This is a genomic window from Thermostichus sp. MS-CIW-38 (assembly GCF_054058415.1).
On record NZ_JBSSAH010000021.1, the window covers coordinates 19,078 to 33,792 of the forward strand.

General features: G+C 58.8%; 17 protein-coding genes. 11 read left to right on the forward strand and 6 right to left on the reverse strand.

Going from position 1 to position 14,715, the window contains the following annotated elements:
* Positions 1–62: 62 nt before the first annotated feature.
* Positions 63–1,790: a Ppx/GppA phosphatase family protein gene (locus ACVWXZ_RS08615; RefSeq protein ID WP_457482401.1), complete on the forward strand. Its 1,728-nt coding sequence runs from the start codon at positions 63–65 to the stop codon at positions 1,788–1,790.
* Positions 1,791–1,808: 18 nt separating this feature from the next.
* On the opposite strand, the gene ACVWXZ_RS08620 is transcribed toward ACVWXZ_RS08615, so the two are convergent.
* On the reverse strand, positions 1,809–3,494 hold the full coding sequence (locus tag ACVWXZ_RS08620; RefSeq protein ID WP_414408682.1) for an S-layer homology domain-containing protein: 1,686 nt from the start codon (positions 3,492–3,494) through the stop codon (positions 1,809–1,811).
* 309 nt (positions 3,495–3,803) lie between these two features.
* Here ACVWXZ_RS08620 and psbE point away from each other — a divergent pair, with 309 nt between their 5' ends.
* From psbE to ACVWXZ_RS08655, 7 genes are all read left to right on the forward strand, one after another.
* Positions 3,804–4,049, forward strand: a complete 246-nt coding sequence (gene psbE / locus ACVWXZ_RS08625) for a cytochrome b559 subunit alpha (RefSeq protein ID WP_011433109.1) — start codon at positions 3,804–3,806, stop codon at positions 4,047–4,049.
* Positions 4,050–4,125: 76 nt separating this feature from the next.
* A complete protein-coding gene (psbF, locus tag ACVWXZ_RS08630) occupies positions 4,126–4,257 on the forward strand; it encodes a cytochrome b559 subunit beta (protein WP_011433110.1) in 132 nt (43 codons plus the stop codon).
* Positions 4,258–4,262: 5 nt separating this feature from the next.
* Positions 4,263–4,388, forward strand: a complete 126-nt coding sequence (locus tag ACVWXZ_RS08635; RefSeq protein ID WP_011433111.1) for a photosystem II reaction center protein L — start codon at positions 4,263–4,265, stop codon at positions 4,386–4,388.
* A 141-nt stretch (positions 4,389–4,529) separates the two neighbouring features.
* Positions 4,530–4,649: a photosystem II reaction center protein J gene (locus ACVWXZ_RS08640; RefSeq protein WP_011433112.1), complete on the forward strand. Its 120-nt coding sequence runs from the start codon at positions 4,530–4,532 to the stop codon at positions 4,647–4,649.
* 536 nt (positions 4,650–5,185) lie between these two features.
* Positions 5,186–5,656 (forward strand): photosystem I reaction center protein subunit XI, encoded by a 471-nt coding sequence (locus ACVWXZ_RS08645; RefSeq protein WP_011433113.1) that lies wholly within the window; start codon positions 5,186–5,188, stop codon positions 5,654–5,656.
* Between the two features lie 38 nt (positions 5,657–5,694).
* Positions 5,695–5,808, forward strand: a complete 114-nt coding sequence (locus ACVWXZ_RS08650) for a photosystem I reaction center subunit VIII (RefSeq protein WP_011433114.1) — start codon at positions 5,695–5,697, stop codon at positions 5,806–5,808.
* A gap of 301 nt (positions 5,809–6,109) precedes the next feature.
* Positions 6,110–6,376, forward strand: a complete 267-nt coding sequence (locus ACVWXZ_RS08655; RefSeq protein ID WP_457396232.1) for an ARPP-1 family domain-containing protein — start codon at positions 6,110–6,112, stop codon at positions 6,374–6,376.
* A gap of 83 nt (positions 6,377–6,459) precedes the next feature.
* On the opposite strand, the gene ACVWXZ_RS08660 is transcribed toward ACVWXZ_RS08655, so the two are convergent.
* The 5 genes from ACVWXZ_RS08660 to ACVWXZ_RS08680 form a co-directional block, all read right to left on the reverse strand.
* Positions 6,460–7,887 (reverse strand): 1-acyl-sn-glycerol-3-phosphate acyltransferase, encoded by a 1,428-nt coding sequence (locus ACVWXZ_RS08660; RefSeq protein WP_457482402.1) that lies wholly within the window; start codon positions 7,885–7,887, stop codon positions 6,460–6,462.
* 340 nt (positions 7,888–8,227) lie between these two features.
* The gene (locus tag ACVWXZ_RS08665) at positions 8,228–9,820 is read right to left on the reverse strand and encodes an Hsp70 family protein (protein WP_457482403.1); all 1,593 of its coding nucleotides are present in this window, start codon (positions 9,818–9,820) and stop codon (positions 8,228–8,230) included.
* The gene (locus tag ACVWXZ_RS08670) at positions 9,820–10,383 is read right to left on the reverse strand and encodes a helix-turn-helix domain-containing protein (protein ID WP_457394672.1); all 564 of its coding nucleotides are present in this window, start codon (positions 10,381–10,383) and stop codon (positions 9,820–9,822) included. The genes ACVWXZ_RS08665 and ACVWXZ_RS08670 overlap by 1 nt, the downstream gene beginning before the upstream one ends.
* 47 nt (positions 10,384–10,430) lie before the next feature.
* Complete coding sequence (locus tag ACVWXZ_RS08675; RefSeq protein ID WP_414351906.1) at positions 10,431–10,973, reverse strand: hypothetical protein; 543 nt, start codon at positions 10,971–10,973, stop codon at positions 10,431–10,433.
* 259 nt (positions 10,974–11,232) lie between these two features.
* The gene (locus tag ACVWXZ_RS08680; RefSeq protein ID WP_457403474.1) at positions 11,233–11,592 is read right to left on the reverse strand and encodes a hypothetical protein; all 360 of its coding nucleotides are present in this window, start codon (positions 11,590–11,592) and stop codon (positions 11,233–11,235) included.
* Between the two features lie 208 nt (positions 11,593–11,800).
* On the opposite strand from ACVWXZ_RS08680, the gene trpB reads away from it, so the two are divergent.
* The 3 genes from trpB to ACVWXZ_RS08695 all read left to right on the forward strand — a co-directional run bounded on the left by trpB (position 11,801) and on the right by ACVWXZ_RS08695 (position 14,700).
* Complete coding sequence (gene trpB, locus ACVWXZ_RS08685) at positions 11,801–13,078, forward strand: tryptophan synthase subunit beta (protein ID WP_457403475.1); 1,278 nt, start codon at positions 11,801–11,803, stop codon at positions 13,076–13,078.
* Between the two features lie 247 nt (positions 13,079–13,325).
* Positions 13,326–13,946 carry an AMMECR1 domain-containing protein gene (locus ACVWXZ_RS08690; protein WP_414407326.1) on the forward strand — a complete coding sequence of 207 codons (621 nt, stop codon included), beginning with the start codon at positions 13,326–13,328 and terminating at the stop codon, positions 13,944–13,946.
* The gene (locus ACVWXZ_RS08695) at positions 13,936–14,700 is read left to right on the forward strand and encodes a pantothenate kinase (protein ID WP_457396222.1); all 765 of its coding nucleotides are present in this window, start codon (positions 13,936–13,938) and stop codon (positions 14,698–14,700) included. The genes ACVWXZ_RS08690 and ACVWXZ_RS08695 overlap by 11 nt, the downstream gene beginning before the upstream one ends.
* Positions 14,701–14,715 lie beyond the last annotated feature (15 nt).

Here is a 14,715-nt window from a genome sequence, read left to right on the forward strand (position 1 = left end):
GGCCCGGAACAAGGGGGGAAAGTACACAGTATCCTAAAGGGGTTGACCCCCTTACCCGAGCCATGATCTCTTCGCGCACCGACTTCACGGAACGCTCTGTCACCTCTGCTTCCCCAGTTTCCGAAACCAGCCCGGCTTCTCGTTCTGAATCTTGGGCGGCCCCCGTTCTGGCGGCCATCGATGTGGGCAGCAACTCTCTCCACATGGTGGTGGTGCGCATCAATCCCCGTATCCCCAGCTTCACCATCATCTCCCGCGAAAAAGCCACCGTGCGGCTGGGGGAGTTTTGCAGCCAGACGGGCGCCCTCACGCCTGCAGCTATGGAGCGGGCCCGGACGGCTCTGGAGCGGTTTTGCCGCATTGCTGAGAGCTTTCAGGTGCAGGATATTGTTGCCGTGGCCACCAGTGCTGTGCGCGAGGCCCCCAATGGGCCGGAGTTTTTGAAGCGGATTGAACGGGAGCTGGGCCTGCGGGTGGAGTTGATCTCGGGGCAGGAAGAGGCCCGCCGCATCTACCTGGGGGTGCTCTCGGCGATGGAGTTCCACAACCGGCTGCACGCAGTGGTGGATATTGGTGGCGGCTCCACCGAGCTGATCTTGGGCAATGGCCAAGAGCCGGAGTTTCTGCGCAGCATCAAGGTGGGAGCTGTGCGTCTAACCCAGGCTTTTTTGCACCACGACCCGCCCACTTCTGCCGAACTGCAAGCCCTGCGCCAGCACATCCGCGGCATGCTGGAATCCCCCATCGAGCAGATGAAGCGGATCCTTGCCTCTTCACAACAACAGGGATCCCTGCCTTTGGTGGGCACCTCTGGCACCGTCGAGTGCCTGGCCCAGTTGGATGCCCGCCGTCGGTTGGGCGCTCTCCCCCATCGCCTGCAGGGGTATGAGTTCAGCCTGGAAGCCCTGCGCGGCTACATCAAAGAGCTGCGATCCCTGACGGTGGCCGAACGGCAAAAACTTCCCGGCCTAGGGGAAAGACGGGGGGAGATCATCCTGGCCGGCGCCCTGATCCTAGAGGAAGTGATGAGCCTGCTGGGGGTAGAGCGGGTTCAATTTTGCGAACGGGCTCTGCGGGAAGGGCTGATCGTGGATTGGATGATCGGCCAAGGCTTGATTGAGGATCGGCTGCGCTACCACAGCTCGGTGCGGCGGCGCAGTGTGCTCAAGCTGGCGGAAAAATATCAGGTGGAGCTGCCCTATGCCGAACGGGTGGCCGAATTTGCCCTCAGCCTCTTCGACCAGACCCGCGGCCTGTTGCATGGTTGGGGATCCCGGGAGCGGGCTCTCCTCTGGGCGGCGGCCATGCTGCACAACTGCGGCCACTTCATCAGCCATGCCGCCCACCACAAGCACTCCTACTACCTGATCCGCCATGGAGAACTCTTGGGCTTCAACGAAGAAGAGGTGGAGGTGATCGCCAACTTGGCCCGCTACCACCGCAAGTCGCCCCCCAAGAAGAAGCACGAGAACTTCCAGCGCCTCAGCGACGAGCGGGATCGCCAAGTGGTGCTGGAACTGAGCCCCCTGCTGCGCATAGCCTGTGCTTTGGATCGCCGCCGCCTGCAGGCCATTCAAGCCCTGCACTGCCGTTTTCAGCTCCTGGGAGAAGGCCCCCGCCGCATGGAGTTGATTTTGGATCCCAGGCATCCCAAGGACGACTGTGCCCTAGAGTTGTGGAGCTTAAACGAGAAGAAAAAAGTCTTCGAGCAACAGTTCAACCTGCAGGTAATCCCCAAGCTCTCTACCCAGATCCAGCGCAGCGCCGATCCCTTTGAGGCAGCAGTTTAGCCTTCTCGGGGATCCTAGCTAAGGGGCGATGGTAATGGGCGAGGGGCTGGTTTGGGTGGTCTTTTGGCCCCCTCTTTGCAAAATCACCTCGATGATGCCGTTGTTGACCGGCTGCATGTTGAAGGGCAACTGCTGCTGGGTTTCGTATAGGCCCGGCGCCACCTCCCGCATTTCGACTTCCGGCGTTACCCCAACAATCCGAAAAGCAGCCCGCCCCCCCGGATCCCCTCGCATGGTGACTTTGAGAATTTCTCCCATGCGCAGATTGGTGCTGTTGGTGGTGACACTGAAAATCTGGGGCAGTCCCGTGGCGACGGGTGCGGAAACCGGCTGAATGGTGGAGCGGGTTCCTCTGGAGCCATCGATGGAAAAAGGAAAAATCTCCCGATGTTCCTGGCTGAGGCCGTCCTTGGTGAGCACAATCCTCAAGGTGGGATTGTTGGCCTGGTGGGTGGGGGCTACCACGTAGGTGCCTTCGTAGTGGTTGGGTCGTACCTCCCGCATCGGCTGGTTCAGGGCCAGATTCCCCAGATCAAACTGGGCGATCCCTCCAGATTCCCCCCAAATGGCAATGGTGAGAATGTCCCCTTCCACCAAGTCGCGCTGGGGATCCAAGCGAATGGCCTCAATGCGCGGATAGCGATTGCTGGCTGCAGTCAGAGGGGCTGGCTGCGGCAGAGGAGCTGGGGGCGGAAATACTGATTCCACTGGCGGAGGAGCAACATTGCCCAAGGCCAGTTGAGGTAGCCGCCGTTGAACGCGGGTACTGACGCCATTGAGGGTCAACTGAATACTGATGTCGGGGCCAAAGACGGCATCCTGAGGACCAAGGCTATAAACTGCGCGGTAGTAGCCGGGCTGCACCTCCTGCATCGGCAGACCCTGAACCACGCCGCCGATATCAACCGTAGCCCTGCCGTTGGGAGTGGCCTGCGCTTCAATGGTCAAGGTTCCCCCTGCAGGAACACTTCCTCCCTCGGGAGTGATCCGCGTTTGGAAGATTTCGGGTTGGACAGTCTCGGCCACCCGGGCTGGGGAGGGACGCAACTGGGCCACAGGGGGTGGCAAGGGCGGAAGCTGACCGCGATACACCAGGGCCTGATGCAACAACACCGCCCCTTCTGCTCGCCTCAGCACGCGATTGGGCTGAAGACGAGCTGGATCCGGCACATTCACCAGCAGCCCCGCTTCGCCTGCCATGGCCACAAAAGCCCGCCCTACCTCCGGCACATCAGCCGCATCGGTGTACAGAGCCATCCAGCGCTCAATGTCGGCCTGGGTGGGAGCAGGCAATTGCAGAGCCCGCACCAAAATGGCCAGGGCTTCCAGGTGGGTGATATCCCCTTGCGGGCGAAACTCGTTGCCCTCGTATAGGCGCATGGCCCCCGCCTGCAGCACGGCTTGGGCAGTCCAATAGTCGGGGGTGTTGGGCTCCAGGTCGCGAATCTCCTGCACCTGGTTGGGATTGGGAATGTAGCCGAAAAACTCCGTCAGCCACTGGGCCAATTCCAGACGGGTCAGGGTGGCTGACAGGGGTTCTTGGGTGATCACCACATCCGTCTGACGTTCCAGAGCCGCCACGTAGGGGTCGGTCCAGGCCAGCGAGGCTTGCTGCTCCACCCCTTGGGACCAAGCCGGCAAGCTGACACCCGACCAGCCCAGCGTCCAACACAAGCTCAGAGCTAGGGGCCACGAGCACCGCATAGCTGTCACTCCTGTTCCAACAACATCCCCTCAGGGTCAGCTTATCTCAAACTTCCGCCCCATCCTCAAGCCCTCGATGCCCCTTGGGATTGCGCCCTTTGGCAGTGAGATTCTGAAAACTCGGCTAAGAAGGTTCGCCGCAGGGATCCCTTAGGAGATTTTACCTATGCAAGACGGGATCCGGCTTGACAGCAAAGGGCCTAAGCAAGGGTCTCGTAACTTGTAGTTGTGCATCCAAATCCTTATCATTGTGTTATAGACTCAGAAAGTTCAGAAAGCACTTTTGCCCCTACCCTAGGGAGGAGTTTCATGGCTGGCAGCACCGGAGAGCGACCTTTTGTCGATATCATTACCAGTGTCCGCTACTGGGTTATTCACGCCCTGACCATTCCCGCTTTGTTTTTGGCAGGCTGGCTTTTTGTGAGCACTGGCCTGGCCTATGATATTTTTGGCACCCCGCGCCCCAATGAGTATTTCACGGCAGAGCGCCAGGAGTTGCCGATCGTTAGCGATCGCTTCAATGCTCTGGAGGAGCTGGAGAGGCTGACTCGCTAGGAGTGCCCGTGGGTAAGTGGACTATTCGTTGTTGCAATTTGTAAGTTGATTGAGCTTTTTGCGTAGGGTGATATCTATGGCCACTAAATCTGATGAACCCGTTTTTTACCCTGTTTTTACCGTCCGTTGGCTGGCGGTACATACCTTGGCGATCCCAACTGTTTTCTTCTTGGGAGCTATTGCTGCAATGCAGTTTATTCAACGGTGAACCCAATGGCTGATCAACCCGAAAGGAATCCCAACTCCCAACCGGTGGAGCTAAACCGCACTTCCCTTTACCTGGGTTTGCTGCTGGTGTTTGTGGTTGGGCTGTTGTTCTCCAGCTACTTTCTCAACTGAGGCCAGGATCCCACTCTGCTCTTGGAGTTGGGAAAGAGCGCAGGGGACAATGCTGGCTTTTGGCTAGCCCTTGCTCCCCTTTGCTAAGTTTACTGAGAATGTAATTGCTGCTAGTTCTGTCTTTTTTGGAGACCAGTTGCTATGACCAGTCAAGCAAGGATCCCTTTGTGGATAGTGGCTGTGGTTGCCGGTTTGGGTGTGATCACGGTAGTTGGGCTCTTTTTCTATGGCTCCTATGTGGGCCTAGGCTCTAGTCTGTAGGTTTGAGGTTTTCGGTCTGGTAGTAGCCCCCAATAGGTAGGGGTAAAGGGTCCCATGGTTTTTACGACCTAGCCGAATTCAGTTAGGCTTTGTTGACCCATGGCCAGTGTATCTACCACTTTTTTCGGGGCTACCTACCACAGCGCAATATCGATCCCTTGCCCAGCAGGGATCCCACTTCATTGCAGACCTTAATACTCAACTTAATACTCAATACACATAATACTCAATACACAGTCCGAAAAAGCTGCCGCTATTCCTCACCACTGGTTACAACCAGGCGGTGAATCTGGACTTCTCTCTTCTCCCCCTGGAGAGGGTGAAGTTCGCGTTAGCAGGTCAGGGATCATGGGCAAGAGCGCGAATTGCTGAGGACAGGTTCTGCGAGGGAATGTCTCAAACTTATGTCTCAATTAGAAGAGCTATCTCTGTGTTAAGCGAGCATGAACTTTTTTAACGATCCGGGTGGTGGTTGCCGAGAGGGTAACTTAGGCCCCGTAGAATGAATCGCAAAATTCCAGGCAGGACATTCGGACATGGATTACATTCGCACCTTTAACGACGATCCCTGCGAGGGGCATCTTTCGACGCCCATCAGCGATTCTCCTGTCACCCGTCTGTTTATCAACAATCTCCCCATCAACCGTCCTGGCTTATCGCCGCTGTTGCGGGGGCTGGAAATTGGGCTGGCCCATGGCTATTTCTTGGTAGGGCCAGAAATTGTGCTGGGGCCGCTGCGGGATTACCCTGAGGCAGCTAACTTAGGCGGGCTGGTTACGGCGATGGCGATTGTGCTGCTGGGAACCGCCTGCATGTCGGCCTATGGCAGCGTTACCTTCGGAAACAAGCCGGAAACACCGGGGGCCGCTCCTCTGGCTACAGCTCGGGGTTGGGGGGATCTGACGGCAGGATTTTTCTTGGGAGGTATGGGTGGAGTGTTTGCTGCCTACTTCCTGCTGGAGAACTTTGCCGGGATCGACGCCATCTTTCGAGGGTTGGTGAATTAGTTGTCAAGTTTGTCACATCACTTGAGAGGAGCAAAATCATGACCGGTTCTTACGCTGCTGCTTATCTTCCTTGGATTTTTATCCCCATTGTTGGTTGGCTGCTTCCTGCGGTAGGCATGGCAGTGCTTTTTTTGTACATTGAGCGGGACTAGTCCCGGAGTGCTTTGATACTCACTAGTGCTGATTAATTTCAATTATTTCAGGCTAGGGATCAACCCCAGATATTGAGGCAGGGATCCCAAAAAAGGGATCCCTCTCTTTTGGTCAGGATGATTTCCATCCGCGCTACCAGAGTCCCGAAAGGCGAAGGCTGTCCCCTCACCTCTTTTTTTTAGGAAGGGAGCATTCCCAAAAGATTTTAGAGTGGAGCAGGATTCAGCAAGCTGATCCCAAGCCAACAAGGGGAAGGGCAGCTTCCGCAACACCCTTTTAAGTTTTAAGAAGGAGGAGTCGATGGCCAGCCTTAACTTTCCAACCCTGCGTATAGGCGATCCCATTCAAGAGGGCAGTTTCCAGGTTTTCCCTCTCTTTTCTCAGGGGGAGCAGGAAGTTGCCTATCGCCTTCCAGAACTGCAAACCAAGGAAGCAACCATCACCGAGGTGAGCGAGGCCGGAGCAGTACCTCACCTGGTTGTGGAAAACCACAGTGAGTTCCTATTGCTGCTGGGAGTACCGAGCAGAGTCCCAGCGGGGCGACCAAGGCTCAGCTCTGTTCTATGATGGGAAGGTGGTTTATCTTTCAGCAGTCTCTCGGCAGTAGTGCCAGGCTTCTCACCTAAGCTGGTTCCCCCTTTGGGGGATCCCTAGAAATTGGAAGAAAAAGAAAGAAATTGGAAAGAAAAAACATCCTGAGTTAGCTCGGTCACCGCCCGTTTGGCTTCCTGGCGGCCTCGGCAATACCGCTCTAACCGCTCGCTAACGGAGATGGGATCCCCGACGGTCACGTGAACCCCCCGCCAGCCTAGGCGAGGGCGGGCTGGGTAGGATTCCCCTCGAAGGCGGGCCAGCACATCAAATAGAATGAGGGCAGTTTCTGCCAGCCGCTCAAAAGAGGGTTTGCTCAGCAAATACTCTTCCTGGACGGCTACACAGCTTTCCACCAAGCGCATGTGCTGCAGGTAGAGCGTTGCCTGGTGGGCTTTCCAGTCGAGCAACCCCCGCTGCAGGGGAGACAGGGATCCAGGATGCCGCAATTCTTCTCGGTAAATCTGGATCCAGGCGACTTCTTCAATGCGGCGGCAACGGCTGTTCCAATCCCCCTGGGGAGATAGGCCGAAGTAGGTCTCCGCAGTTTCCAGAGCTTTGTGGAGCAGCCCCCCCAGGCGAGCGTTGAAGTGGCCAGGGGCTAGCCTCTGCTCTAGCGGTGGCTCTTTATCATCTCTTTCGGAGACAAAAGGAGGTAGGTCGTAGAAGGCTTCCAGTTGTCCCAGGAGATGCTGGGCTAGGCGGCAGATCCGCTGGGTGTAGCGAAGGTTGGGGCTCCTGGAGGATCTTGGCTCTGGCTTCGGAGGCGTCAACCCACTCAGGTGCTCAAGGCGCGCCAGCAGGCGCTCCAGCTTCGTCCAGGAGGGATCCGTGTAGTAGTACCGAATGCCAATGGGCAGCAAAATGACGGTCTCTGAGCGACCAGCTTTGGCCAGGTCCTCGGCGCACCAAAAGCACAGCTGAGCCATTCCCGGTTCCAGGGGATTGATCCGTTCGCTGTGGCCGTTGGTGGCTCCTTCTGGGGCGATTGCAAAGGGAAATTGCCCATCCAGGAGCAGTTGCCGGGCCGCCTTTAGCGCCACCCGATCCACCCTCCGACCGCGGCGTATAGGGATCCCGCCCAGGCGAGACAACAGCCACCCCAGCCATTCCCCTCCCCAGAGGGGCATGCCCCGGTCGTAGAGAAAATGGGCGTGAAGGGGTTCTCGAAGGCGGATCCCTTGTCGACGGGCGGCTTCGGGCACCAGGCGAGATAGAACGTACAGGCCCACCAGCGGGTCATCCACCTCCACATGTCGGAAAGCCAGGACTAGGCGAATTTGACCCTCCTGGAACTGGTGGTAGAGCCGCGCCAAGATCTCCGCCCCTGTGGCCTCGATTTTGGCAATGCCGGAAGGAAGCCAGCGCCGCACCCTCACCCGCAAGAGCAGGGGCAGGATCCCGTGGACGAGCCGTAGCACCCAGGCGCTATAGGCGGGCGGAATAAAGTCGAGGGGAGGACGGGCAAAATGGGGCGGTGGTGACAAGAGCAAGATTTGTTCCCAAGGTAGCTCAAGAGAAGAAGTGTAGTTAAACGCAAATCAGATTCATATCCCATCGCTCAGATTATTCATCAAGTCGCTACAGAGATCACTGGATATGCAGCCATTCTCAATCAATAATCAATATCAACAATATCAATGATTGAGATCCTTCCCCTGAGACCCCACGCCGTCGGCGCAACCGCTCTCTACTCTCCTCAAGCCCCCGACCCCTCTCTCACAAGGGGAGATGAGAGTTGGGAATCGTGGCCATGTCGTGCCCTTTACATTGCTTTCTTTGTCTTCCGTTGCAGTGAAGACGCTCTCTTCTCTCTACTTTCGTCTCTTAACTCAAGGTGGCTACAGGCTGGGCCTCTGCCAAGAGCGCCTGAGTTTGCAGGTCGGTGATGGTGACCAACAAGCGCCGCGAGCTATCAATGGCAAATTCGACGCGAAGGCGATCCTCTCCCACGCGGCCAGGGGGCTGCAAACGGGCCAGACAAATTGGTGATGACTCCGTCGAAGTAGCGCGAACGGTTGGGGATCCAAGAGGAGCTAGGGATCGGAAATCGGTTTGCCGGGTGAGCTGCCGGCTGCTCATGCGCCCCAGCTCGTCGTAAACCACCTCCGATTGGGCCACCTGGGCCACTTCGCCCACCTCCAGGCGAATCTCCGTTTGTCCGTCATTGGCCACCTGCAAAATCAGAGGCTCCGTCCGCCGACAAGGGTAAGGGCTGCCCTGCTCGAAGAGGGGGTAGTAGATGTAACCTTTTTGCAAGGGATCCCAGAGGCGGAGGGCATAGCTGTGGTGCAGGCGATCCTCCAGCTTCACCTGGCGGCCCACCTGCAGGGCGCCCAGGGCCACAGCATCGAAGGGGCGTTCGCAGCGCACTTTCTTTTTGCCGAAGTAGGAGCGCAGCAGCTCTTGAACTGCTGGCAGTTGGGAGCTGCCTCCTACCAAGAGCACCTGCTCAATTTGGTTCTTGCCCAATCCCCTCGCCTGGGCGGTGAGAAGAACGTCGTCTAGGCACTGGCGGATTTGATCCAAAAGCTGACGAGCTTCCAGGATCTCTTCCAGCTCCTGCCGGCTTAACTTCAACTCATAGGCAGTGAGGGCTTCGTCGTCAAACCAACTGCCCACCGCTTCCATCTGAGTGGAAAGGGCGATCTTGAGCTGTTCCGCCTGCTCCAGGAGGTTGAGCCAGCCCAGAGCTCCAATTTGCTGTCGGCTTAGCCCCAGTTGCTGCAGTAGGTAGTCGGCAATCCAAATGTCGATGTCCACCCCGCCCACATAGGCATCGGCCTTGGCGATCACCTCCGCTTTGAGGACAGGGCTACCCGCTTGGGGAGCGAGGGTGCGCACCAAGCTGAGATCCAAGGTACCGCCGCCGAAATCCACCACCAGCACTAGGGATCCCGGCTGGCCAACCGCATAGCCCAGGGCTGCTGCCGTGGCTTCATCGACAATTTGAACGGGATCCCAGCCACAGGCACTGGCCACTCCCCGCAGCCAATTGAGGTAGCGCTCAAAAGAGCCGACAGGGGCGGTGAACACCAGCTGTTGCGGCTGCAGGTGTTCTTTCGGGACAGCTTCCATCACCGTCTGCAAAAAAGCTTGGGCCACCCTCTCGGCGTCGTAGCGCTCTCCATCTAGAACTCGCGGCGGAGGGACAAACTCCGCCACCAAGTCCCGCTTAAACCCCTGAAACAGCCGTTGCGGATCCACTGCCCCCCACCGACCGGCGCGCACGGTTTCCCCCACCAGGAGCTGGCCTTTTCCCTTCACGTAGACCAAGCTGGGAATAGCCGAGTGGTCTGGGCGAGAGAGGCCGGGAAGAGTGAGGAGACGGGGCACTGCTTGGGCGGGATCCCAAACTGCCACCACCGTGTTGCTGGTGCCAAAATCAATGGCTAGGGTCGCTTTGGGGGCAGGTGCCATCAGCTCAATCCTCCAGGCAGGGAACGGCTGACTTTGGCTGGGCAGAGGATGTGGTCACCGCGGCGGTAGCCGACAAAGCGAATGTAAACGGGATCCCCCTTTTGAATATCCAGCTGATCCGGTTGATGCAGTTGCGGATCAAAGGGGACGGACTCCAGGGGGTTGCCGATGGGCTCATACCCCCAGCGCTGCAGCAGAGCGTCTAAGGAGCGAAACAGAGCTGTCACGTTTTGGGCCGGCCAATCGGGCTTGCGCTGGGCAATCTGGCGGACAGTGGGGTAGCTGGTCAGCAACGGCTGCAGCAGAGAGAAGAGGACTTCTGATGAATCGGTGGATTCCATTTTGTCATTCCCGTTGAGGCGCAGCAGGGATCCCAAATCCCACTGCAGAGCGGCAGCCAACTTTTGCAGTTGCTCCAGGCGCAGGGATCCCCACTTCCCTCGGCGCACCTGATCAAGGGCGCGGCGGCTGATCCCCGCTTGGGCCTGTAAAGCGCGCCAAGAAGACAGGCCAACAACCCGCATCCGCTCCAGCAGGCAATCATCCAGAGGTTTCTTCACCATCGTTTTTGCCAGGGATCCCTACGATCATGCCCCAACTTGGGTCTAGCTCAGGGATCGGCAAGGCGCAGGGAACGGGCTATAGCTTCCACATCTCGGTCATAGCGCTCGCGCCGGCTGGCCGGGTACACGAACTCAAAGCCAGCTTGCAGCGAAGGGCGGACAACTGTTTTGAGATAGAAAATCCGCTGGCCAAAGGGCTCCGCACCGCTGACACGAACGGGCTCGTAGCCGGAGACCACAAAGAAATCCCGGCCAACAGCTTGGTAAGTAACCTGGCGCTGGTTTTCCCGGCTGCGGCGAAGTTCTTCCTGCAGGGCGCTGGCGGGCGTTGCTTGAAAAATGTTGTACCCACCCCAAACGCGCAGCTCAGCCCCGTCTTGACCGAGAAACACTTGGCCATCGCCGTTGTCCGATTCCCCTTGCGGAATGAAGTCTGCCGGGTAGTCGATGCGGTAGCCAAAGCGGGCATTGAGATAGGGCCGGAAACCGGCTTGGGCAACGGGAAGGGCGGGGGCGGGAGCAATGACGGGGATCCCCGCTCCTAGGATCAGTCCGGCAAGCAGACAAGCTAGGCGAGCAGCAGACTTCATGGTTTTGATTGCTCTAATCTGTAGCTATCCTAAGCTCTCTCACCTCCAGCCCCTCTCCTAGGGGGACAGAATTTGGTTTGTCCAAGCTCTTTCCCAAAAGACAAAGGGAATAGGAATCCAAGTTTCACTGCCGTTGAGAATGGGTCGGTTGCGCCGCTTGTATCTGGGTGCCACTTGAAATAGTAGGTATAGCATCTTTTTCGAGAGTTTGAAATAAAATACCGATTTTTGGGCCACTATTTTGTTTTGTCGACCAAGTTTAAGTTTGCCGATCAACATCAGGGTTTTGGCCGGAGCGCAGCCGTTCAATTTCTTCTCTTGCCCGCTGGATAGCGCCGCAGTTGTCTACTGCTGCCCAGGTGGAGGCCAGAAACAGCCCAGGGAGAGAAACCTCTCCTTCTTCGTCGCTAAACAACACGCCGATGAAGAGACACCACCCCAGAAAGATCATCAGAGCTTTCCACCGCCGCGTGTAAATGTAGGCTGCAAAAGCAAGCAGAATGGACAAAAAGATCGCCACCCCCTGAGACTTTTGAGAAAGGGCATAGGTACGACGAATTTCTGCATCCGCTCTTTTTTGATCTTCTTGCCGCAGCAACTCTTGTAGATGTTCGTCCATAGGCCACCCAAACCTGACGGCCTCATCTTAAAAATCCTTGGAAGCCCCCTGTTCAAAGACAATTGTTCGGGATCCCTGTTGGGGGAGAACGGCAGGAAAAGAGAGGAGAGGTTGGCCACCCCCCCTTCTCGAGTTCCCAACTTCTGTAGAATGGGAAAGCTCGTCTCAATCTCTTATTGCAGGCTGCAAGGCCCGGACGGATTTTGCCATGACCTCAGCTCCTCTTGCTTCTCCCCCTCGTGTTTTGGATCCTCTCGACCCTCAAGTGCGTCCGGATCCCCAGGGGCGGTTTGGGCCGTTTGGGGGTCGGTTTGTGCCGGAAACCCTGATGAGCGCCCTAACGGAGCTGGAGGAAGCCTTTGAGCATCACTGGCGGGATCCCGATTTTCGCGCCGAGTTTCACAGCCTGCTGCGGGATTTTGTTGGGCGGCCCAGCCCCCTCTACTTTGCCCAGCGGCTAACCGAATACTACGGCGGCCCGCAGATCTACCTCAAACGGGAAGATCTCAACCACACCGGCGCCCACAAGATCAACAACGCCCTTGGCCAAGTGCTGCTGGCGGTGCGCATGGGCAAGCGGCGGATCATTGCCGAGACTGGCGCCGGCCAACATGGGGTGGCCACGGCAACCGTGTGCGCCCGCTTTGGCCTAGAATGCGTCATCTACATGGGGGCGCTGGATATGGAGCGGCAGGCCCCCAATGTGCAGCGGATGCGCCTTTTGGGCGCTGAGGTGCGGGGAGTGGAATCGGGCACGCGCACCCTCAAAGACGCCCTCTCCGAGGCCATCCGCGACTGGGTAACCAACGTGGAGACCACCCACTACGTCATCGGCACGGTGGCGGGGCCCCACCCTTACCCGAAGCTGGTGCGGGCCTTTCACGATGTCATTGGCCAGGAGACGCGGCAGCAGTGCCAGGAAAAATGGGGAGGGCTGCCGGATGTGTTGCTGGCCTGTGTGGGGGGTGGATCCAACGCCCTGGGCCTGTTTAACGAGTTTGTCCGGGATCCCCAGGTGCGACTGATCGGCATCGAAGCCGCCGGAGAAGGGCTGCACACGCCCCGCCACGCTGCCACCCTCAACCGCGGTCGGATTGGAGTCCTGCATGGAGCCATGAGCTACCTACTGCAGGATGAAGAAGGGCAGGTGCAGGAGGCCCACTCCATCAGCGCCGGCTTGGATTACCCCGGTGTAGGGCCCGAGCACAGCTACCTAAAAGAAATCGGGCGGGCCGAGTACTACGCGGTTACTGACGACGAAGCGGTGGAAGCGCTGCTGCTGCTGTCGCGCCTGGAGGGGATCATCCCCGCCCTGGAGACAGCCCACGCTCTGGCCTATCTGAAAACCCTGGCCCCGCAGCAAGGACTCCGTCCCGCTAACGCGATCGGCCCTCAGCAGCGGGTGGTGGTCAACTGTTCTGGGCGCGGCGACAAGGATCTAAACACCGTTTTCAAGTATTTGCAGCAGCGGGGACGTAGCTTTTAGAGTACGGTTGTTGTGACCACCAACGGGATTCTCTTGGGTGTTCACCTGCCGAGTTCACTTCACGGTTCGATTGCTGGGTCTTCAAGGACTCCGTCCCGCTAACGCGATTGGACTCCGTCCCGCTAACGCGATTGGACTCCGTCCCGCTAACGCGATCGGCCTGCTCCTGGCTGCGGGGCTGGGCTTGTGGACGGGATCCCTGCCGCAGCCTTCTGAGACAACTGCCCCTGTTCCTCCGCCGGAGTCCATGGGTGCCTCGCACCGCTTACGGGATCGCACTGGCGGGACGGAGTCCGATTCAGAAGGGATCCCCTCTCCCAGCCGGCGACAACCTCTCCCTGACACCCTGCCGGCGCTGGCGCGTCAGGCCATTGCCTACTACTTCGCCACCGGCCAGGTGCTGCCACCTCCAGAGGAGATCCCGCCCCACTGGCGGCGCTCTGCGGGGGTTTTTGTAACGGTGAGTACAGAGGGTCGGCCCCGTGGCTGCTGGGGCAGCTTGGATCCCAGCGGCGAGGACCTGGTCAGGGCCACCATCCGGGCGGCGGTGGGGGCAGTCACCCGCGATTGGCGCTACGTACCTCTGCAACCCGGGGAGCTGGAGTCGGCCTCCATTCAGGTAGCCATTGTGCGGCGGGTGGTGCCCATTGCGTCGGCGGGACGGAGTCCTTTTGCCGCTGTGGAGCAGGTGGATCCCACCCGCATGGGCCTATTTGTCCGCTCTGGAACCCGGGGAGCGGTGTTGCTGCCGGGAGAGGCTTTGACGACGGAATGGCAGCTCGCCACTGCCAAGAGGTTGGCCGGGATCCCTGCCGACCAGCCGGTGGAGCTGTTTCGCGTGGAGGCAGAGCTGCTGCATGAGTTTTGAGGAGGGGGCAGATCTCAGCGCTTCGCACCGCTGTCGTGAATGGCTGGCAGCCGTGCTGGGCAACACTCACGTGCGCTGGGGTTGGTTTGTGGAGGAGACCCTGGTGAAGGTGGAGCGGTTTCCTGCTCACCAGCCCTTGTCCTGGCCGCAGCAGACAGAGCTGTGGCTGGCTCCTGTGGGCTCTGCCCCCCTGCCGCCAGCATCGCCCTGGGTGCATCGATTGGAGCTATCGCAGGTGCCGCTGCGGGATCCCTACCCAGGGCTGGGGCTGGATCGGGCTTTGGCCCTGTGGGCTGCTGGGATCCACTACGGCTGGCCCTGTTTGGTCATCGACGCGGGTACTGCCCTGACCCTCACAGGAGCTGACTCTGAAGGATCCCTGGTGGGAGGGGCCATCTTGCCCGGCCTGGGGTTGCAGGCGCAGGCGTTGGCTGATCACACAGCCCTGCTGCCCAAAGTGCAGTGGGATCCGCAGGATCCCTTGCCCCCTCGCTGGGCCAACGACACCGTGGCTGCCATCCGCAGCGGCATCCTCCACACCCTCTTGGCTGGCTTGCGCGAGTTCATTGCCGACTGGCGTCGCCGCTTTCCCCAAGGCCCCCTGCTGCTGACCGGCGGGGATGGGAAGTGGCTCCACCCTCACTTGGGCCCGCTTGACCCAGAGCTGCGCTGGGATCCCCACCTGGTGTTGCGGGGAATTGCCGGCTGCCGCCAGCTGCACCGCACTGCCCGCCACTCCCCTAGTGCAGAATAGAAAACAGTCTCTCCC